Annotated in this window: 18 protein-coding genes; 1 reads left to right on the top strand and 17 read right to left on the bottom strand. The window is 31.9% G+C overall.

Annotation, left to right across the window (positions count from 1 at the left end):
• Positions 1-17: 17 nt before the first annotated feature.
• From gcvH to IC758_RS03950, 17 genes are all read right to left on the bottom strand, one after another.
• Positions 18-395 carry a glycine cleavage system protein GcvH gene (gene gcvH, locus IC758_RS04030; protein WP_003418363.1) on the bottom strand — a complete coding sequence of 126 codons (378 nt, stop codon included), beginning with the start codon at positions 393-395 and terminating at the stop codon, positions 18-20.
• An 86-nt stretch (positions 396-481) separates the two neighbouring features.
• The gene (gene acsB, locus IC758_RS04025; protein ID WP_227433443.1) at positions 482-2608 is read right to left on the bottom strand and encodes an acetyl-CoA decarbonylase/synthase complex subunit alpha/beta; all 2127 of its coding nucleotides are present in this window, start codon (positions 2606-2608) and stop codon (positions 482-484) included.
• A 56-nt stretch (positions 2609-2664) separates the two neighbouring features.
• Positions 2665-3471, bottom strand: a complete 807-nt coding sequence (gene acsE / locus IC758_RS04020; RefSeq protein WP_227433444.1) for a carbon monoxide dehydrogenase/acetyl-CoA synthase methytransferase subunit — start codon at positions 3469-3471, stop codon at positions 2665-2667.
• Between the two features lie 49 nt (positions 3472-3520).
• Complete coding sequence (gene acsC, locus IC758_RS04015) at positions 3521-4888, bottom strand: acetyl-CoA decarbonylase/synthase complex subunit gamma (protein WP_227433445.1); 1368 nt, start codon at positions 4886-4888, stop codon at positions 3521-3523.
• 30 nt (positions 4889-4918) lie between these two features.
• Complete coding sequence (gene acsD, locus IC758_RS04010) at positions 4919-5863, bottom strand: acetyl-CoA decarbonylase/synthase complex subunit delta (RefSeq protein ID WP_227433446.1); 945 nt, start codon at positions 5861-5863, stop codon at positions 4919-4921.
• Positions 5864-5882: 19 nt separating this feature from the next.
• Entirely contained in the window at positions 5883-6653 is a 771-nt protein-coding gene (locus tag IC758_RS04005) for a carbon monoxide dehydrogenase accessory protein CooC (RefSeq protein WP_021383511.1), read from the bottom strand.
• Between the two features lie 55 nt (positions 6654-6708).
• Positions 6709-8094, bottom strand: a complete 1386-nt coding sequence (gene lpdA, locus IC758_RS04000) for a dihydrolipoyl dehydrogenase (protein WP_227433447.1) — start codon at positions 8092-8094, stop codon at positions 6709-6711.
• A gap of 41 nt (positions 8095-8135) precedes the next feature.
• Positions 8136-9017, bottom strand: coding sequence for a methylenetetrahydrofolate reductase (locus tag IC758_RS03995; RefSeq protein WP_003432262.1), 882 nt, complete (start codon positions 9015-9017; stop codon positions 8136-8138).
• Between the two features lie 35 nt (positions 9018-9052).
• On the bottom strand, positions 9053-9727 hold the full coding sequence (locus tag IC758_RS03990) for a methylenetetrahydrofolate reductase C-terminal domain-containing protein (protein ID WP_227433448.1): 675 nt from the start codon (positions 9725-9727) through the stop codon (positions 9053-9055).
• A 35-nt stretch (positions 9728-9762) separates the two neighbouring features.
• Entirely contained in the window at positions 9763-10635 is an 873-nt protein-coding gene (locus tag IC758_RS03985) for a bifunctional 5,10-methylenetetrahydrofolate dehydrogenase/5,10-methenyltetrahydrofolate cyclohydrolase (protein WP_227433449.1), read from the bottom strand.
• 91 nt (positions 10636-10726) lie between these two features.
• Positions 10727-11359: a cyclodeaminase/cyclohydrolase family protein gene (locus tag IC758_RS03980; protein WP_227433450.1), complete on the bottom strand. Its 633-nt coding sequence runs from the start codon at positions 11357-11359 to the stop codon at positions 10727-10729.
• A gap of 84 nt (positions 11360-11443) precedes the next feature.
• A complete protein-coding gene (locus IC758_RS03975) occupies positions 11444-13120 on the bottom strand; it encodes a formate--tetrahydrofolate ligase (RefSeq protein WP_227433451.1) in 1677 nt (558 codons plus the stop codon).
• Between the two features lie 241 nt (positions 13121-13361).
• Positions 13362-14141: an AAA family ATPase gene (locus tag IC758_RS03970; protein ID WP_227433452.1), complete on the bottom strand. Its 780-nt coding sequence runs from the start codon at positions 14139-14141 to the stop codon at positions 13362-13364.
• 300 nt (positions 14142-14441) lie between these two features.
• On the bottom strand, positions 14442-16361 hold the full coding sequence (cooS, locus tag IC758_RS03965; RefSeq protein WP_227433453.1) for an anaerobic carbon-monoxide dehydrogenase catalytic subunit: 1920 nt from the start codon (positions 16359-16361) through the stop codon (positions 14442-14444).
• Positions 16362-16972: 611 nt separating this feature from the next.
• Positions 16973-17884, bottom strand: coding sequence for a bifunctional enoyl-CoA hydratase/phosphate acetyltransferase (locus IC758_RS03960; protein ID WP_227860776.1), 912 nt, complete (start codon positions 17882-17884; stop codon positions 16973-16975).
• Positions 17885-18220: 336 nt separating this feature from the next.
• Positions 18221-19363: a tetratricopeptide repeat protein gene (locus tag IC758_RS03955; protein WP_227860775.1), complete on the bottom strand. Its 1143-nt coding sequence runs from the start codon at positions 19361-19363 to the stop codon at positions 18221-18223.
• 17 nt (positions 19364-19380) lie between these two features.
• Positions 19381-21135, bottom strand: a complete 1755-nt coding sequence (locus IC758_RS03950) for a B12-binding domain-containing radical SAM protein (protein WP_227860774.1) — start codon at positions 21133-21135, stop codon at positions 19381-19383.
• Between the two features lie 134 nt (positions 21136-21269).
• Between IC758_RS03950 and IC758_RS03945 the strand changes: the two genes are divergently transcribed.
• Positions 21270-21476 (top strand): hypothetical protein, encoded by a 207-nt coding sequence (locus IC758_RS03945; RefSeq protein ID WP_227433457.1) that lies wholly within the window; start codon positions 21270-21272, stop codon positions 21474-21476.
• Positions 21477-21480: the final 4 nt, after the last annotated feature.

Here is a 21480-nt window from a genome sequence, read left to right as displayed (position 1 = left end):
ACATCCCTAGTCTTTAATTATTCTAATCCAGCCTCGTATTCTTTATCACTTAATAATGTATCAAGCTCAGCAACATCAGCTAGTTTTACTTTTAATATCCAGTTTTCGTATGGGTCTTCATTTATACATTCTGGTTCATCTTCTAATTTTTCATTAACTTCTAATACTTCACCATTAACAGGAGATATTAAATCAGAAGCTACTTTAGAAGATTCAACTACTCCAAAATCTACTCCCTTAGTTACAGTATCTTCTACTTCTGGTGTTTCAACAAATAATATTTCTCCTAATTGATCTTGAGCATAATCTGTTATACCTATATATACAACATCTCCATCAATTACTTTTACCCATTCATGATCTTTAGAGTATTTTAATTCTGGTAATAATTTCATTTCGATAGACCCCCAATATTATATTATTGATTAATTTATTTAAATCATATTAATATTATATCACATTATTTTAAATTTTCCATCAATTACATTACACTTTCCATAGCTAATGCTGGATGACCTTTTTCTTCTAAGAAAGCTAATACTCCTTCAGAATCGTCAGCTATAGTTTCATCACAAATCATATCACAGAAGTTCTCTATTCCAGTCATTTCTTTAACTGTAGCATTTAATTTATCAGCTACATAATCTTTTAATTCTTTTGGCATCCAAACTATTCTTTCTGGTCCACCTTCTGCATAAGCGAATTTTTTAGAAGATATGAAATGTCTTCCGTGTCCCATGAATCCTGGAGTTTGAACTCCTCCACCTGTCATAGAAGCAAGTTCTCCGAAAGTCATACCAACTGGAGTAACGCTTGGGAATTCTCTGTTAACTACAACAAATCCATTTGCTTCTGGCATTATACCACAGATACACTCGAAGCATCCACAAGAAGTCATAGGGTCTTCTAATATAGAGTATAATGTAACAGCTTCAACTGCACCTTGAGATATTTGGTTTACAGTTTCATTTACAGAGTTCCATACACCTGTTCTATCGTCTAAACATTCACCTTTTTCTATTGGTTGACAAGGACCTGTAGGGTCTAATTCTTTAGTAGCTTTAGCATCTAACCAGCTAACTGCTCCACAAAGACCAAGTCTTTCAGGAGTAACAACACAAACGTGAGCTGGTGCAAATGATTGACATAAGTTACAAGAATAGAAAGTCTCTACACTTTCATCAACCAATGAAGCTAATCTCTCATCTCTAGCATTGTATTTAGCTATTGCTTCACCTTTTAATTCAGAAACTTTTTCTGCATCTGTAATTATAGTTATTTCACACTTATCAACAACTGATTCAAATTCATCTAACATCTTAGCATATAAAACTTCTCCTATATGCTCAAGTCTAAATCCTTTATCAAATGCATCTTTAGAGATTCTTACCCAAGCCATATCTCTTTGTCCAACGTGCATTACACCTTCTATATAGTTTAAGAAGTAGTGGAAACGTCTTTCAAGAACTGGTTCGAAATCTTCTTGCATGTTTTTACCAGCTATTTTAACTATTACAGCAAGTGGTAATCTTAATACACCATCTGCTTCAACTTCATCTATGTTTGGTCCTATTATTTCTATCTTATGGTCTTCAACTTCAGCAGCTTCTTTCTTAACAACAAGCTCCCAAGCTTCAGTTTTATTTCCACCAAATTCAGCAAACATGTCGCTCTTTCTAATTCTTTCACCTTCAAATGCTGCTGCAAATGAAACTGGTATAGGTATTTCAGTAACTTTTATTTTTATTCCTCTAGCTTCTAATGAAGTAGCTACTATCTTATCATAATCTTTTTGAGTTAATAAATTCATTGGAACTTCAAGAACAGTTTGGTCAGTTACAACTGGGAATCCTAAAGCTATTGCTCCAGCACCTGCAGATACAACTAATTCACTTAATGGTCCAAAAGCATTAACAAATGCAGGAACTCTATTAGCTGTGTATTCTAATAATCCGTTTAAATCACCAGGAGTTAATCCACCGAATATTAATGCTGCTCTTACTGCAACAGATACAACGTGGATAACAGAAGTTACATCATATCCTAGAGGTATAACTCTTAGTTCAAGACCCATTTTTACTCCAGCTTCTATAGCTTGGTCTATAACCTTACCAACTAAGAAAGTTAATAAACCTTTAGATTGGTAGTCTTTTATAACTTTTGCTGCTGATTCAGCATCAGGACATTCTCCAAGAACAACTGCAACACCAGGTATATCTCCTGTAACTAGTGGTACACCAAGTGATCTGATTATAGGGTCAGTTATATGACCTGCACATGGCTCACTATATGGAGCATCCATAGTTGAGTATTTTAATGCTTCAATTACTTCTGCAGCTAAAGCAGTAGCTAAACCAGCATTAAAAGCATGTTCTAATAAATGAGTTCTATTGATTAAAGATTTTACTACTTCTAAAGCACCTTCTAAGTCCCCTAAAGTGTTCATTTTTTGTCCTGTTGCAGCATATATACAAGGTAATGAATATGCTGTATCAGGGAAAGCTACTTTATGTTCTTTTCCGTTTTTTTCTATAGCTTCATTTAACATAGCTTGAGCTGCACCCAAAGCTTGTTCTGACCCTGTAAAGATTATATTATATAGATTCATTCTATTTCCCCCTTTAATATTTACACCTATTTTTTATTAACTATACCCTAAAAACCCTAGAAAGCAAATCCACCTTCATTTAACTCTAAGAAAGAGTCTGCATATAAAGATGCCCCGTTGATTATGTCACAAGATTTTACAGTTTTCATTAATTCTGGGTCACATGGATTCATTATAGCTGAACTAAATCCATTAGCCATTGCCATTGCTAAGAATGCACTATCTAAAACAGGTCTAACATGTTTAGGACATCCATTAGATACATTAGATAATCCTCCTGTAGTTAAAAGTCCCATTTCAGTCATCATCTTTATAGCTTCTAAAACTTCTACTTGTTTTTCTTGCATACCTTTTATAACTAAGCATAATGGGTCAAATAATATATCAGTTGGCTCCATTCCTAGCATTAAGCCTTTTTCTAGTATCTCTTGGCAGTAAGCCATACGTTCATCATTATCTCTTGGGATACCTTCTTTTGCACATAAACCTATAACCATTGATTCATATTCAGCTGCTATATCTATTAAATCAAATCTTGAACCAGCATCAGCAGAGTTTATTATTGGTTTTGCATTAGTTCTATCATAAACCTTAAGTCCAGCTTCGATAGCTTTTTTATTAGCTGTATCTAATGCTATAGGAACATTGTTAAATTCAGATTGAAGTAGCTTAACTCCCCATGTCATTATCTCTTCGCCATCTCTTTCAGCAGGCCCTATATTGAAATCTATATAGTGTGCTCCTGCTTCTAATTGTTCTTTTGCTCTTTTTAATATTGGAGCTGGATCTCTTTCTGCTAATGCCTTTCTTATTGAAGGTGAGATACAGTGTATTCTTTCACCTATAATCATAAATTTTTCCATTTATAATGTCCCCCTTTAAATTTAATATTAATAGTTAGTTAATATTTTATTAGTTTGTTTGGCATGCTTTTTCTTGGTATCCTTTTAAGAACTTAGGTAATTCCATAGATTCTTCTGGTCCTATAACTACATTCCATCCTGGTAAGTTATCTTCTATATCACCTTTAAGTACTGCAACTTTTCCTGGAATGATAATGTCTTTACAATTAGTTACTTCTTCTACTTTACTTTCTTTGATGAAAGCAGAGATTGAATTTCCACCAAATTTACCAGCAGCCCAAGATGTAAGAACTGAATATCCACCTGCATCTGGTATTACTAACCATACTGGAACTTTTGATCTTTCTATATCTCCAGCAACTATGAAATAAGTTAATGCAAAGTCAACAGTAACTAATACTGGAGAATTTTCATCTGGGTTATTAATTGGGTAAATCTTTGGTTCAACTCTCATTGGTCTTTGTGGGTCAGTGTATATATTTTGTCTTAATGCAAATAATGGTAATGCTTTAGCATAACTAATATCATCTATTACTATTATAGAACCATATTTTATAGTAAATATTGATGATAAAGCAATTTCCATCATAGGATTTGAGTTAGATAATCTATTTGCAAATACTATTGAAGGATATCCAAATGTTCTATCTTGTTCTTTTAAAGCTATTCTTCTAACTTGCACAGCATTAGTGTAAGTATCTTTTATATTTTCTCCAGTTACATCTAATACTAATTCTTTATATCCAGCAGATTGAACTAATTCAACTGTTTCATATAATTCTTCTAAGCTAGCTGCTTTTACTCCTAATGGTAGGTTTGCTCCTTTAACTACTTCTATCATATCTTTGTAGTTATCTTTAGTTGCTCCATATACCATTGGTCTAGCATCTTTTAATACTTCAACAGCTTCTTTAACTGCTTGTGCATCATCACAAGCTAAAATATAAGCTACTTCTAATCCGCTACCTTTTATTTTGTCTATTAGTTTTAAATATGCATCTTTGTCTCCACAGTATTCTAAAACAACCATTTCAACTTTCATTTGTTCACCAATTCTTATATAGTCAACTTTTTTCATGTTAGCTATTTTAGCGTCTACTGCTTCATCACTCATACAAGTACAGAATGAAACTGCATATCTATTTCTACTTACTAATGTTTTTTCATGTCTAAATAATACTGTTTCCCCGCCTAGTTCATATTCAGATGCTCCAGTACCAACTTTTAATGCTTTCATTAAAGGTGCTGTAGCTTCTGATAGTTTTGCTATAGCGTCATCAGACATATGTGGGCATTTGCCTACTTCTACAGCTCCTGAAGCAACCTTCATAGAGAAAGCCATACAAGTTGGGAATCCACAATCCTTACAGTTTTTCTTTGGTGTTAATTTAAATATATCTAAAGCTTTTAATGCCATTATTTTCTCCCCCTAACCTTAACAATTTAATTAAGCTAATGCGTTAACCAATTCTTTTATAGTTTCTATTGATTTTGGATGACGAAGTATAACTGCGTTTGAACCACCTACTAAAACACTTGCTGCAGTTGAAACTTCCATTGCTATAGTTCTTTCTTCTGGACAACCCCAATCTGGCTCATCTTCTACTGGAGCTATAGCTTCTTTAACATGACCTACTTCGAAAGCTACTGGTGTTATGATAGGCATTTGTAATGTCTTATCATTTTGACCAAATGCTGCAAGTCTAATTCTATCCATAGTAGATGCAACATATTCATATCCATAACCAACTGCTGAACATCCAACATTCATAACTATATTTTCACCTTTAACGCCTAATTGAGTTAACAGTACGTTTAATTGTTTTGCTAGGTTTATATCAACAGAAGATTCTGCTCCAACTTTGTGTGAATAAGCCATTCCAGCTGATGCTCCTACTCCTTTGTAGTTATCTTCTACTGCTGACATAAATAGACAGTTATGCCCATCCAACGCTTGAGCTAATTTTTCAAACAGTTTACCATCTTTTTCATGATTTCCTGAACCAGCTACTACTAAAGGCAATGTTATTGCTTCAACTACTGCTTTAGCAACTTCAGCACAGTCATCAACTGATTTATCTAATCCATTTGGGTCAGAACCATCAAATTTTAAACAAATAAAATCTGCTTGTGTATTAGCTTCAACATATTTAGCCCATTCTACTGGACAATTAGCTACATCTTTATATAACTCTTTATATGAATCAGTCCAGCTTTCAGGATAAACGTCTGATATTTCTATACCTATTTTTGGAGTATTCCCTACTTCTCCATCAAAACTATAAAAAGGTAATACATTTTCCCCACCTAATTTAATTGCTTTTTCCCCTATTCCTACTTCAACTTCTGATATTTTTCCAGAATATTTTTGAGTAGACATTTTAAATGCCATATTTTTTTCCCCCTTAAGCCTATTTTAATTCTAATTTAGCAAAAATCTCTTTCATAGCCACTTTAGATTTTGAATCTTCAGGTAAATTAACTAAAGGAATACCTGTAGAATCATATTCATATATCAATTCATCCATAGGTACAACACCAATTAGCTCTAGGTTATGTTTTTCTATTTCCTCTTTAACACCATCATTCATAACCCCATTTGGAACCTTATTTACAATTAGAAGTATTCTTCCAACATTTAATTTTAGTTCCTCAGCTAAATCTCTTATTCTAGCAACAGCTTGTATGCTACGTCTTGAGCAATCACTAACCAATAAAAGTGTATCAACATGTCTAGTAACTTTTCTGCTTAGATGTTCCATACCAGCTTCGTTGTCCATGACTAAGTATTTGTAGTGACCAGATATTTTGTTTACTTGTTCTCTAAGTATCCCATTTACAAAACAGTAACATCCTTCCCCTTCTGATCTCCCCATTACTAACAAGTCATATCCTTCTCCTTCTTCAATTATAGAATTTAATCTAAATTGTAGATATTGTGCTTTTGTCATACCACCTGGGAATGCATTGCCTAACTTTTCTCTTTGATTTACTTCTTCTCTTATTTCTCCTATTGTTGCTTCAACTTCAATACCTAATACTTCATTTATGTTAGCATTAGCATCAGCATCTACAACTAATACTGGTCCCTTATTGTCCTTAACCAAATAATCAATCAAAAGCCCTGTGAGACTTGTTTTACCAGTTCCACCTTTTCCTGCAACAGCTATATTGTATCCCATTTTAAGACTTCCCCCTTAAATCTAGCCACAGAGCCTTATGTACTCTGTTTACTTATTATAATTTAGGTACAGAATGAACACATTCTCCATGTACATCATGAAGTGCTTCCATTAGTCCTTCAGATAAACTTGGATGTGGATGTATTGCATCCCCTACTTGTTCTACAGTTAATCCTAGATGAACAGCAAGTGATAACTCTGTTAATAAATCTGTAGCATGAGGACCTACTACTGCTGCACCTATTATTTTATCTGTTTCTTTATCAGCTATTATTTTTACAAATCCTTGGAAATGTCCTATAGCCTGTGCTTTTCCAAGTCCTCTAAAATCAAATTGACCTACATTGTATTCTACACCTTCAGCTTCAAGTTGTTTTTCAGTTTTACCAACACCAGCAACTTCAGGTTCAGTATAAACACATCTTGGAATTGCTCTATAATCTACTACTTTAGTTTTTCCTAAAGCATTTTCAACTGCAACAATACCTTCTTTAGAAGCAACATGTGCTAAGAAAGGAGTATCTATTATATCACCTATTGCATATATACCTTCTACATTAGTTTCAAGATGCTCATTAACTACTACTTTTCCTCTTTCCATTTCAATTCCTATATCTTCTACTCCAGAATTATCAAGGTTAGGTCTTCTACCAACACATACTAATGCATATTGTGCTTCTATAACCTTTCCATTAGAAAGAGTTGCAACAGCTTTACCATCAACTACTTCACAAGTTTGTACTCCAATACCTGTAATAACTTTAATCTTATCTTTCTTAAATTGTCTAAGTAGTTGTTTTGCTACATCTTTATCTTCATTTAATAGTATCTGGTCAACCATTTCAACTATAGTTACTTCTGTTCCTAAGGCTCTAAAGAATTGCCCTATTTCACATCCTATAACTCCACCACCTACTATTAACATAGATTCAGGTATATCTTCAAGTCCAAGAACTTCATCACTAGTTATTACAATCTTTCCATCATATGGGAACATTCTTGGTACAACTGGAACAGAACCATTAGCTAGTATTATCTTATCAGCTTTTATAGATTCTACTGTTCCATCATCTTTTGTTACTTCTATAGTATTTTTATCAATTAATTTTCCAAAACCATTAACTAGTTTTACTCCTCTTTTCTCAAATAGGAATTCTATACCACTTATTAATTGATTTACAACTTTATTTTTTCTTTCCATTATGGCAGTGAAATTTGGTGTAACTGTACCATCTATCTCTATACCAAAATCCTTTGCTTCCTTCACAGTATTTAATACCCCTGAAGAAGCAAGAAGTGCTTTAGTTGGTATACATCCTGCATTTAAGCAAGTTCCTCCAACTCTTCTTTTTTCAACAACTGTCACCTCTGCACCAAGCATAGAAGCTTTTATAGCTGCTACATATCCTCCTGGTCCACCACCTACTACTACTATTTTCATCCTTAATTCCCCCAAACCTTATAATCTACAATCTTGTAATACTATAAACCTGCGGCATCTAGTATAGCAGGTATATTTTCTTCTGCCCCAATTGCCATTATATGAACACCATCACATAAATCTTCTTCTTTTAATTGTTTGATAAGTTCTCCTGCCATTTTTATTCCTTCACTTACCCAGTTTTCTTTTCCAGCTGCTCTTAATCTTTCGATTTGTTCATCTGGCACAAATATTCCTGGTACATTTGCAGTCATAAATTTAGCCATTCCTGGAGATTTTAAAGGTACTATCCCTGCCAATACCTTGCAATCCATATCTCTTGTTAGTTCTCTAAACTTTCTCATTGTATTTATGTCATAAAGTGCTTGAGTTTGGAAAAATTTAGCTCCAGCTTTTATTTTCTTTTGCATTTTTAATAATTGAACTTCTATTGGAGAATATTCTGGAGTTACTGATGCTCCTAGATAAAAATCTGGAGAACCTTTTAATTTATTACCAGCCATATCCGTACCTGCCATTAGAGTTTCAGCAGTTTGAAGTATCCCTACAGAGTCTAAATCAAATACACCTTTAGCTTGTGGATGGTCTCCTACGCTAGTATGGTCTCCTGTTAATGCCAACAAGTTGTTTATCCCAAATACACCTGCTGACAACATTTCTCCTTGTATAGCTATTCTATTTCTATCTCTCCCTGTTATTTGAATCACTGGCTCTAATCCAGCATCTTTTAGTAATTTACATGTAGCAAGAGAAGTTGCTCTCATAACTGCTGATTGAAAGTCTGTCACATTTGCTGCATGAACTCTTCCAACTAACGGCTTTGCACATTCAATTAAATGTGAAAGGTCAGTCCCTTTTGGAGGAGCCATCTCAGTAGTAACTGCAAATTTTCCACTCTCTAATGTTTCTCTTAATAAGCTCATCTCTAATCCCCCTTTTAACCTTCTAAAAAAAACTTTTATGAATTGGCTGTTGCTTCTTTCTTTTTCTTTGCACTTAAGCTTCTTGGATTATTTTGCTTAGAATAGTCTTTTGGCGGTCTTATTTCTGCTAAATTATCTAATTGCCCTATAGATTCCAATCTTTCATATATTTTTATCCAAGCACAATCATTTTCTGGATTTACTTCACATTTACCATTTTTAGCTCCACCACAAGCCCCATTCATAAGACCTTTAGCACACATAGTTACTGGACATATTCCACCTGTCCAACCAAGTTCACAGTCTCCACAAGCCTTACAGGCTTCCTCATATTCTCCAACCCTTTGTACTTCCCCTATAAACAAAGTGTTGTTAGCTGGATAAACTGGTTTATTTTTTAGGTTTTTAACTATTGTTTGTGTCCCATCTCCACATGCTAAAGATAAAACTGCATCAGCTTCTTTAGTTTCTTCTTTTAGAGCCTTTAAGTCCTTTTTAGACTTTAAAAGGTTACAAGCAGGATCAAGCATTACATATCCTAAGATTTTTTTGCCCTCACCTTCAAGAGTTTCCTTCATTTTTAGAACTTCTTCTTCTCCACCACTCTTACAAGTCGCTGCACATTGATTACAACCAACTAAAACTAGCTTGTCAAAATTCTTTAAGTACCCTAGCACTTCTTCCAATGGTTTATTTTCAGAAATTATCATATCTACTTCCCCCCTAAACCTTCCACAATATCTATCTATTTATTGTTTTGCAACTTACAAGCTTTAACTACATGTTTTGCAAGTATAGATGTTGTAACTGAACCAACCCCCGCTGGAACTGGAGTTATCATCGATACTTTATTTAAAACTGCATTTGTATCAACATCTCCACATAAATTTCCTTCTTCATCAACATTTATACCAACGTCTATAACTACTGCTCCATCTTTCACAAAACTTTCATCTACCATCTTAGCTCTACCAATAGCTGCTATCAATACGTCCGCTTCTGCAGCTACATCTGATAAGTTTTTAGTCTTTGAATGGCATATTGTAACAGTTGCATGTTCACTTAATAAAAGCATTGATACTGGCTTCCCAACTACCATTGATCTTCCAAGAACTGTTACCTTACTTCCTTTTAAATCAACATTATAATGTTTTAATATTTCTACTACTGCTGTAGGAGTACATGGTGGGAATCCACTCTTATCTCCTTCCATGACTTTAGCAGAGTTTATTGGGCTAAAACAATCTACATCTTTTTCTGGTGCAATGACATATTTTATAACTTCTTCATTTAAGTGTTTTGGAAGTGGTCTAAAACATAATATACCATTAACATCCTTGTCATCATTAACTTTCTTTAAAACATCAATATATTCTTCTTGAGTTATATCTTCAGCTAATTCCAACACTTCAGTTGTTATACCAATGTTTTGACATCTTTTTAGTGCTCCTCTTTCATATGATAAATCATCGCTTCTTGCTCCAACTCTAACTATTGTTAGCTTAGGATTTATACCTTCTTTAACTAGTAACTCGACTTCTTTTATTAAGTCTTCACTAATCTTATCAGCTACAGGTTTTCCTTTTATAATCTGTCCTTTAGTTGACATTACTTCCATATATTCACAACTCCCCTACAAGCAAACTTAAATTAATTTATTCTATATACCACATATTAATAACATAGTATCTACTTTCGTCATTTAAAAATTATTTTCCAAGCGCTTTTTCAACTTTAGCATAAACTTCATCACAAGTTTTAACGCCATCTTCAACTAATTTATCTACTTCTGTTTTTACTTTACTAACATACTCTTGATCTTGTATAGAATTTATATTTATAACTACATTTAATTGTCCACCAAGTATAGCAGCTCTTAAACATTGAACCCCTACACCAACGTCGCTTATAGCAAGTCTTGAACCTTTATCAACTAAATCTTCATGTAACTTAATAGCTTCATAACAAACTCTTACTATATTTAATGGTACTTCACAAGCAACTTTTAGCGCTTTTTCCATTGTTTCTGCTTTTATTCTTTTTTCCTCTTCTGTTTCTTTAGGAAGCCCATAAGCTTTTGATAATGGTAAGAAACATTCTGCATCATCATCTATCATTTTTAATAAATCTTTTTCTAATTTTCCTGCTTTATTTAATATATCTTTTACACTTTCTTCATACTCAGCATACTTTTTCTTTCCTATTGTAAGATTGCATACCATACTCCCTAAAGCCATACCAATTGCACCAACTAGTGCGGCAGCTCCCCCGCCACCTGGTACTGCTTCTTTAGAAGATAGTACTTCTACAAAATCAACACAAGTTTTATCTGCTATTTTCATGAGAATCCTCCTTAAAAGGATGTAGGAAAATATCCTAAATTATCTTAGAGATATTTCCTACTCTTTATTTATAAATTAATACACTTAGAATAATCCAGCTATTACTCCATTTTCATCAACATCTATTTTTTCTGCTGCTGGAACTTTTGGTAATCCTGGCATTTTCATTATTTCTCCAGTAAGTGCAACTATAAATCCAGCTCCTGCTGAAATTGATGCTTGTCTTACAGTTATTCTAAATCCTGTTGGTCTACCTAATTTAGTTTGGTCATCAGTTAAAGAATATTGAGTTTTAGCCATACATACTGGAACTTTAGTAAATCCAAGTTTTTCTAAGTTAGCTATTTCTTTATCAGCTTCTGGAGTATAATCTACACCATCTGCTCCATAAATCTTAGTAGCTATAGCATTTATCTTATCTTTTATAGATAAATCATCTTCATAGCAGAATCTAAAATTATTTTCTTCTTCATCTAATAATCTTAAAACTTCTTTAGCTACTGCAATTCCACCTTCTCCACCTTTTGCCCATACTTCAGAAAGAGCAACATTAACGCCTAATTCTTTACACTTGTCTTCAACAAGTTTAAGTTCAGCTTCAGTATCAAGTGGGAATCTGTTTATTGCAACAACTGCTGGTAATCCATATACTTGAGTTATGTTTTCAACATGTTTTAATAAGTTTGGAAGTCCTTTTTCAAGAGCTTCTAGATTTTCTTCGTTTAAGTCTGCTTTAGCAACTCCACCATTGTATTTTAATGCTCTTACAGTAGCAACTATTATAACAGCATCTGGTTTTAAGTTTGCCATTCTACATTTTATATCTAAGAATTTTTCTGCTCCAAGGTCAGCACCGAAACCAGCCTCAGTTATTACATAATCTGCAAAGTGCATAGCCATTCTTGTAGCTATAACAGAGTTACATCCATGAGCTATATTTGCAAATGGTCCTCCATGTACAAATGATGGTGTTCCTTCAAGAGTTTGAACTAGGTTTGGTTTTAAAGCATCTTTTAATAATGCAGCCATAGCACCATTAGCTTTTAATTGTCTAGCTGTTACAGGTGCACCTTCGTAGCTATATCCAACTATTATGTTTCCTAATCTTTCTTTTAAGTCAGCTATATCACTTGCCAAACAGAACGCTGCCATTATTTCAGAAGCAACAGTTATATCAAATCCATCTTGTCTAACTGCTCCATCGCCTTTTTTACCCATACCATCAACGATATTTCTAAGTTGTCTATCGTTCATGTCTACACATCTTCTCCAAGTTATTTTCTTAGGGTCTATTCTAAGTTCATTTCCTTGATGAATATGATTGTCAAGCATAGCAGCTAAAAGGTTATTAGCAGCTCCTATAGCATGAAAGTCTCCTGTGAAGTGTAAGTTTATATCTTCCATAGGAACAACTTGTGCATATCCTCCACCAGCTGCCCCACCTTTAACACCAAATACTGGTCCTAGAGATGGTTCTCTTAGAGCAACTAATACATTTTTATCTAATTTTGCAAATGCATCAGCAACACCGATAGTAGTAGTAGTTTTTCCTTCACCTGCTGGAGTTGGGTTTATAGCTGTAGTTAATATTAACTTAGCTTTTTTCCCAGTTTCTCTTTTTAGTAGATTGTAGTCAACTTTGGCTTTGTATTTACCATATAGTTCTACATCTTCTTCACCTAGTCCTAATTTTTTTGCAACCTCTCTAATATCTTGAGGTTTAGCTTCTTGAGCTATTTCAATGTCAGATTTAAATCCCATAACTGAATCTCCTCCCACAACCTAAATAGATTTAAAATATAATTTTTGTATAAATTGTATTAATATGTAAAAATTATATTTTATAAGATAATTATACATGTAAAATTGCTTAAAAACTAGCTACTAAGCTATTAAAATATCTTTAACTTAATAGCTAGTCATTTATCTAATTAATCATTTATTACCTATCTAATACCTATTTATTGCCTTTAACCAACAACCCAATTATAAATCAAAATTTCTATTTATCTTTAAGTGACATTAATTTCTCTTTTATTTCTTTAATTTGTGCCTTTGTTGTTTCACTAGAATCATATGGAGATTGATTAGCTCTATCAGAATCTATAACATCTTGATTGTAATAGATAAATCCTAAAGATTCCCCATCTTCTAAGTTTTGTATTATAAATTCTTCATCTTCTTTATTTCTGATTTTGTTACCTACAACAAATACCTTATTTACGCCTATATCATGACCAAGTTTTTTAACTTTTCTATATGTTTGGAGACTTCTTTCTCCTGGCTCTACAACTACTATAAAAGCATCTACACCTTGAGCTGTTCCTCTTCCTAAGTGTTCAATTCCAGCTTCCATATCCATAACAACTACATCTTTATTTTGTAGTATTAAGTGTGAACAGAGTCTTTTTAAAAGAACGTGCTCTGGACATACACATCCAGTGCCACCAGAATCCACTGTTCCTAATGTAAGTAATCTCACTCCGTTGTATTCTTTACAGAAATTTTCAGGTATATCGTCTACTTTAGGATTCATCTTAAACATTTTTCCAAATGAACCTACAGAAGCAGCTGTTCTATCTGAAACTAACTTTTTCATTTCTGATATAGGTACTATTGATTCATATACTTCTTTTGGAAAACCTAGTGCTAAAGCTAAATTAGCATCAGGATCGGCATCAACAGCAACAACTCTGTATCCGTCTTCAGCAAACATCCTAGAGAGCATTGAAGAAAAAGTCGTTTTACCTACTCCACCTTTACCTGTTATTGCTATCTTCATAATCCCTACCACCTTTATTACTATTTGCTTTTTATTTTATTTATGTTTTAGTGTAGTTATCTATTTTTTAAACACTAAAAATAAACTACAGCTAGTCCTTACAGGAACCAATTACATTTACCCTACTAGCTTTTCAAAGCAGCATGTATAGTTTTAGTATTCTTCATTATATTGTTTATATTTTATTTATTCAGTATATTCATTGTATTTTGATGTTCTTTTCTTTAATATTTGACTTCATTCAACTATAAAACCTTTATTTAGATATAAAATCGTTTTTTCTAAGGCTTTAGCCATTTTCTAAGCTTCTGCTTCAACACCCATTTTTTCTTCAACTAATGCTTCGAAGTGAACACGTTTCTTTTCTATATCTTCTATTATTGTAGCTGCTAACTCTTTTGGATTTGTATTTACAGTAAATGTTGCACCAACTTTATCTTTTAATTCGCTAGTTAATATATCTACTGCTCTTGAAGAACCAGCTATTGGAGGCATTATTCCTAAGTAAGTGTCTATACCAGAAGCTACAACATAGCATCCTATAGCAACTGCTTTTTCTGACATCCACTCTGGAGCTATACCTACAACTGGAAGGTCACACATATCCATATCTAAGTAATTAGCTGCTGCTCCAACTAAATCTAATATACGGCTTATATCAACGCAAGAACCCATATGTAGTACTGGTGGGATTCCTACTAATTTACAGACAGTTGCAAGACCTTTACCTGCATATTTTTCAGCTGCATCAGTTTCCATTAAACCAAATTTAGCTGCTGCTGAAGCACCACATCCTGTAGTAACTACTATTATGTCGTTTTTAATTAATTCTTTCATTATTGTTACGTGAGCCTCATTTGAAACTCCTTTAGCATTGTTACATCCAACTACACCAGCTGCTCCTCTTAATACTCCAGATTTTAAACAGTCTGTTAATGGCTTAACTGTTCCTGCTGGATCTATATGAGAGTTTACAACTCTGTCTAATTGATTTACTACTGCTTCTACACTATACCCAACTGTTGCCCCTGATTTTAATTCAGGTATAAGTACTTTTGATTTATCTCTATTTTTAAAGTTTAAGATAGCTTCTTTAACTATTGATTTAGCATCATCAAGAGCTTGTTCTTCTCTAAATTCAATATAAGTTGAACCTGTTATTTTAGCTTTTGGAGAAGTTGTTACAAATTTAGTGTGGTAACAATCTGCTACTCTAGCTAGTGCAGGGAATATACATTGAACGTCAACTATTACAGCCTCAACTGCTCCAGTTACTATTGCAAGTTCTTGTTGATGGAAGTCTCCTGCTATTCTTACACCATGTCTCATTGTAATTTCATTACCTGTACAACACATACCAGCTAAGTTTATTCCATCTGCTCCAACTTCTTTAGCTAAAGCTATTAAGTCTGGTTCTTCTGCAGCTAAAACTATCATTTCTGATAATGCTGGCTCATGTCCATGTAATATTATATTAACTTTATTTTCTTCTAATACTGCTAAGTTAGCTTCTGTTCTTCTTGGTACTGGAGTTCCAAATAAGATATCGCTTAAACGAGTACCTATCATAGAACCACCCCAACCATCAGCCATAGAAGTTCTTAGACTCATGTGTATTAAACTATCTATATCACCAGTACAACCTATATGAGTAGAGTGCATTATTGTTGCAATTTCTCTATCTATAGCTCTTGGTTCTATAGCATATTCTTTCCATATTTTTTGTCTTGGTTCTGGCGCATTTTTTATAAATCTTAATGTCCCAAAAGGTTTACCAAATTCCATTAATGCAATTTCTGCCACTTCATGTGCTACATCATAGATATCTCTACCTTCTGTTTCTACATCCCATTCTTTAGCTAAAGTAATTAATTTAGCTTCGTCTCTTATTTTATAGTTTCCATTTGGATCAGCTAATGCTAATGTATGTGCTATATCTCTAGCATGGTCTGAATGGGCAGCTGTCCCACCAGCAACCATTCTTGCAAAGTTTCTACCTACTATAGTGTGTTCGTCTGCTCCACATAACCCTCTTGGAGTTTTAGGACTTATTCTACATGGTCCCATTCCACATATTCTACAGCAAACCCCTTGAAGACCAAAACCACATTGTGCTTTAAAGCCTTCTTTTCTATCATACATTGTTTCTACGCCTTCTTCTCTAGCTTTTGCTATCATCTTCTGGCTGTTTAAATCAATTGTTAACATTTTTTCATCCATATTCCTATCCCCTTTTTTTGATTTTTAAAATCCCCCAGGTGACTGACTTCATGTCATAAAATAATAAAATAAATGCTTTCTAAGTTGATTATATACTAATTTTCAGCACTTTGCTTTAGATTTAAATATTTTTTTAACAAAATTAGATAATACATAAAAATTTTATTTTTAATACCTAATTTAAGTTAATTTAACTACTCATTTTTGGCTATTTTTTAATACTTGAGCCTACTTTTTTGATACTTTAGTTTAATTAAATTATGTTTTGATTTTTTTAAATCAATTTTGAATTATTTCTAGTCAATTTTTTGATATTATATCTTATTTGTGTGTTTATTATTTCTCACTACTTTTTTGGACTTGTTACAGATTTTTACTCCCTATACCATAATTAGTAAAAACTTCTTAGAATAGCATTTTTTGGACTAATTTTTTGAAATTTTTTTATTTTTCTTACTTTAATATTAATTATAGCTTCAAATTGAACATTTGTATATATTCATTTGAAGCTATAATTATTTTTTATATAAAATTTTTTTAATATTGCATTAATTTAGATATTATGACTACATTTTATCTTTTAACGCATTTATTTTACACACTTAATGTTTTTATTTCATACTTTTAGCTACAATAGCTCCATACGCAATAGAGTACAATTTAGATTCATGTGAATCAGCTCTTGATACTAAAACTATAGGAGCTTTTGCGCCCATAATTATACCTGCTGATTTAGAATCTGCCATGTATGTAAAGGCTTTTCCTATGCCATTACCAACTTCTATTGTTGGAACCAACATAATATCTACATCTCCAGATACTTCACTTTTAAATCCTTTTATCTCACTAGCTTCTTTTGAAACTGCTAAGTCAAAAGCTAAAGGACCTTCTACAATTACATTATCTCCAAATTCTCCTGATTGACAAGCTTTTGCTAGCATATCTGCATCTACAGTAGCTTGCATTTTAGGATTTACTTTTTCCTTAGCTGCTAAGCATGCAACTTTTACAGTTTCCATACCTAAAGCTTTTGCTGCTTTTATAGAATTTTTTAATATCTTTGCCTTTTGTTCATAGTCAGGAGCTATATTCATTCCTCCATCTGTAGTTATCAATAGCTTATGGTATCTTTCTAACTCATATACCATAACATGACTTAATAAACTATCAGTTCTAAGACCATAATCTTTATTTAACACTTCTTTCAAGATAACGGATGTATCTAATAAACCTTTCATTACAAAATCAGCTTCTTTACTTGATACTAATTTAACTGCTATTTCAGCACAGTCTTTAATATCATCCTTGTCAATAATTTTAATTCCACCCAAATCAAATTCTATTTCTTTTGATATTTCTCTTATCTTTCCTTCATTTCCAACCAATATAGGAGTAATTATATTTCTTTCTACAGCATCCTTTATAGCCATTAAAACTTCTTTATCGTGAGCTGCTGCTACAGAAAGTACTATTTTTTCTCCTCCTTTAAGCTGCTCTAAAATATCATCTAATTTCTTTATCAAAAGTAACCCCTCCCTTATATATATTTAACTAAATAATACCATATTTGATATGTCTTTTATCAATTTATTTTTTATGTTACAAAAAATTTGTACAACTAAAATCTGCTTTAATATTTAATTATTATAAATTCAAGATACTTATGAAATATAATATTACAAATAGTAAATAAGAGTAAAAATACTTAGACAAAGTAAATAAAAAAAGTGGTACAACATAATAAATGTTCTACCACTCTTAATTAATAAAATTTAATAGCATCAGATAAAACTCGCTAGCATCAAGTCCAACCTAATAAAGTAAAACCTAATAGAATCTAATACAATCTAATAACATTCTTACTTATTTATACCAAGCTCTTTTAAACAAGCAATCGTAATCTCATCCTGTGGATTTAATTCATAAGCTCTTTCTATATAGTAAGTTGCATCATCAATTTCACCATTGTTTAAGTAAGCCATACCTAAATTACAAAGAATTTCTGGATCCTCTTTTATCTTAGCAGCTTGCTCAAAATACTCTATTGCTTTATCTAAATTATATTTAGAAGCTTCACAAAGCCCTAATTCAACTATAGCATCTACTTGCTTAGGTTTTATTACTAATATCTTCTCAAAATACATCTTAGCCTGCTCTATTTCGCCCATACCCTTATATCCTAGCCCTATCATAAACAGCAAATTCCACCAATCCATATGTTCTTCTTCCAGTGGCAGTAATTTTTCTAATCCCTCTTTAAACTTACCATGGAATATAAGTGTATATCCTTCTTCATACTGTACTTTAAAATCCATCTTTCCTAAATTTTCTTGTATCTCAGCCACTAAGTCAGCATCTAAACCTAATCTTAATGCATCTTCCCATGTCAATTTAGTCTTCAAATATTGACCTTGATTATAATAATGATAACCTAAATGATAATAACCTAATGCAAAATCATTATCAATATCTATTATCTTTTCAAGTTTGCTCATTGCCTCAAGTAAAAATGCATTCATAGCCTTATCATCTAGGTCTTTTTGATATTGTTTTGCTATCTCTTGGCACACAATTGCATAATTATACATTGCATCTAAATCATCTGGATACATAGTTATAAATGCTTTTATATATATTAAAGAATCTGTATGCTCTCCAATCTCAAAGTATTTTCTAGACATGTATCCCATATATGCTTTTAAATCTAAGTTAATATCCTTAGACAAAGCATCTAAAAACTTTTCATATTCTCCATTATTTTTAAATTTACTATCTATACCAATTATATATATCATTGCATCTGCTATAGACATTGAGTTTAACTTATCTTGAGCAGTTTTTTCTTTTATACCTTTTACTAGTACCTCATTTTTTATAGGTACATCTAGCCCACCTTTTGGCACATCATAACTCTTTAATTTAAATTCTCCACCATGCTTTATAGTTATAAAAGCTAGTTCTTCTGCCTTCTTCAGTAAATACTTTTCTATTTTAAAATCCATTGTTTCCTCCTAAATACTTAAATTTCTACTTTATGAGTTTTAGATTTCTCAAATATTTTTTTATCATCATATTCAAATAAAACTATATTTTCTTCTTCTCTTATTTCTGTATTTATATTATTTTTTAAATCCACAATATTAAATTTAAATGGTTCAAAATGAACATATTTTATTATATGTTTTGCTGGTTTATCAACAAAATTAGGTAGATATGTTGATAAGTTATCATTATCTTGTAAAAATACATGACATCTATTCTTAAAGTCATCCACATCTAACTTATTAAAAAACTGTGGTATATTTGATGTCTTACCTAGTGAAATGTAGTCATACTTTAATATATCATTAAATACATCATTGTCTATATTTATTTTTTCATTATAGAAATCCAATAATATTTTGTATAATTGATTTTTCCCCTGTGCCAAGTCAAAATACCTATTTTCATCAAAGTACTTAGCAAAAGTTTCAAAAAATTTAAAAGGACTTTGTTTATAAAATTTGCCTATAATATATCTCATGGACAACACAAAGTTTTTAGAATTGTAGTATCTTTCAAGTACATCTTCTATATCCTTTAATTTCAATGTTTCTTCATAGCTTATATAATTATTGTATAAAAACTCATATGGAGCATAATCCTTATATTTAAATCCATGCTCATCTGCTACCTTTCTCATACCTGTACCCTTAATCATCTTTAAGAAACCTAATTGTAAGTGTTCTATCCCTAGATTAAATACATCATTAAATGAGTTCTCAAAGCTTTCATAATCCTCATAGGGAAGTCCTGCAATTAAGTCTAAATGTTGATGTATATTTCTATAAGATGCTACTGTCTGAACAACATGAGATAACTTTTTGAAATCATCTCTTCTTCCTACTGCATCAAGTGTTTTTTCATTTGTCGACTGTACTCCTATTTCAAACTGGAAAAGTCCTTCTTTACAGTCAGCCAAAAACTCTAGCATCTTGTCATCTATCAAATATGCTGTAACTTCAAAATGATAGGTTGTATATCCATTATCATTTTTCATAAGAAAATCCATAATTTCCATAGCTACTTTTTTATTTGCATTAAAAGTTCTATCAATAAATTTAATTTGTGAGACTCTTGCATCTATTAAAGCTTTTAAATCTCTTTTTATTCTATCTAAGCTGAAATATCTAAGACCAGGAATGGTAGAAGATAAGCAGTATTGACAGTTAAATGGACAACCTCTTGACGACTCATAATATACTATTCTATTTTCATATTCCTTTGGATTTAAATTTTCATAAGGACTAGGAATCTCGTCCAAATTTTGAAGAAGTTCCATAGGTTTATTTACTATTATCTCGCATCCTTGTCTATATACCAATCCGTCTACACTTTTTATTTCTTTTTTTCCTTTAAGATGAAGCACTAACTCTCTAAAGATTAATTCTCCTTCTCCATAAAGTATATAATCTACAAAATCGTATTTCTTCATTGCCTCATAGCTATCATAACTCACTTCTGGCCCGCCCAAAGCTATTTTAGTATTTGGTCTAATTTTTTTTAGATTATCACAAAGTTTAACTATATCTCCTATATTCCAGATATATGTTGAGAATAAAATTATATCATATTCATTTTTGTATATATCTTTTAAAATATAATCTAAGTCATTGTTTATCGTATATTCTTTCATGTCAACTTCTAGCAAATTCCTTACAAATTCTTTTAGGTATCTTATAGCTAAATTTGTATGAATAAACTTAGAATTCAACGTTGTTAATAAAATTTTCAAATATTTCTCACCTCTTTTTAATATTATACTGCTTTTTGTACCCCTTATAGGTTAAAATAGTATATGTAAAGTCTATATAACATTTATATAATTAGATTATTAATTTCAAGTAATGTGAGGAAAGGAAGTTTTTTATGGAATTAATTGAAAAAGTATCTATCAACTCTTTATCAAAAAGAGATTTACTGCTTATTATAAAGTCTCTTGAATACACTAATGAAAATACCCAAATTAGTGATTTTATCGACCTTAGAAATAATATAGTAAAAGAATTATGTTTCTTAACTGACACTAAAGAAAAAGATTTTTTGGATTACTTAGAAAAAAACAGTAATCTCTAGTAAC

The sequence above is a fragment of the Clostridioides sp. ES-W-0016-02 genome (assembly GCF_020641035.1).
GTDB lineage: Bacteria > Bacillota > Clostridia > Peptostreptococcales > Peptostreptococcaceae > Clostridioides.
The sequence above is the reverse complement of the archived record's forward strand: the minus strand, read 5'-3'. Positions and strand labels throughout refer to the sequence as shown.

Coding starts and splice junctions, on each gene's coding strand:
- gcvH (WP_003418363.1), bottom strand. CDS start 395: ATGAAATTATTACCAGAATTAAAATACTCTAAAGATCATGAATGGGTA.
- acsB (WP_227433443.1), bottom strand. CDS start 2,608: ATGAATCTATATAATATAATCTTTACAGGGTCAGAACAAGCTTTGGGT.
- acsE (WP_227433444.1), bottom strand. CDS start 3,471: ATGGAAAAATTTATGATTATAGGTGAAAGAATACACTGTATCTCACCT.
- acsC (WP_227433445.1), bottom strand. CDS start 4,888: ATGGCATTAAAAGCTTTAGATATATTTAAATTAACACCAAAGAAAAAC.
- acsD (WP_227433446.1), bottom strand. CDS start 5,863: ATGGCATTTAAAATGTCTACTCAAAAATATTCTGGAAAAATATCAGAA.
- IC758_RS04005 (WP_021383511.1), bottom strand. CDS start 6,653: ATGGGATACAATATAGCTGTTGCAGGAAAAGGTGGAACTGGTAAAACA.
- lpdA (WP_227433447.1), bottom strand. CDS start 8,094: ATGAAAATAGTAGTAGTAGGTGGTGGACCAGGAGGATATGTAGCAGCT.
- IC758_RS03995 (WP_003432262.1), bottom strand. CDS start 9,017: ATGAGCTTATTAAGAGAAACATTAGAGAGTGGAAAATTTGCAGTTACT.
- IC758_RS03990 (WP_227433448.1), bottom strand. CDS start 9,727: ATGATAATTTCTGAAAATAAACCATTGGAAGAAGTGCTAGGGTACTTA.
- IC758_RS03985 (WP_227433449.1), bottom strand. CDS start 10,635: ATGGAAGTAATGTCAACTAAAGGACAGATTATAAAAGGAAAACCTGTA.
- IC758_RS03980 (WP_227433450.1), bottom strand. CDS start 11,359: ATGAAAATAGCAGATAAAACTTGTGTTGATTTTGTAGAAGTACTATCT.
- IC758_RS03975 (WP_227433451.1), bottom strand. CDS start 13,120: ATGGGATTTAAATCTGACATTGAAATAGCTCAAGAAGCTAAACCTCAA.
- IC758_RS03970 (WP_227433452.1), bottom strand. CDS start 14,141: ATGAAGATAGCAATAACAGGTAAAGGTGGAGTAGGTAAAACGACTTTT.
- cooS (WP_227433453.1), bottom strand. CDS start 16,361: ATGGATGAAAAAATGTTAACAATTGATTTAAACAGCCAGAAGATGATA.
- IC758_RS03955 (WP_227860775.1), bottom strand. CDS start 19,363: ATGGATTTTAAAATAGAAAAGTATTTACTGAAGAAGGCAGAAGAACTA.
- IC758_RS03945 (WP_227433457.1), top strand. CDS start 21,270: ATGGAATTAATTGAAAAAGTATCTATCAACTCTTTATCAAAAAGAGAT.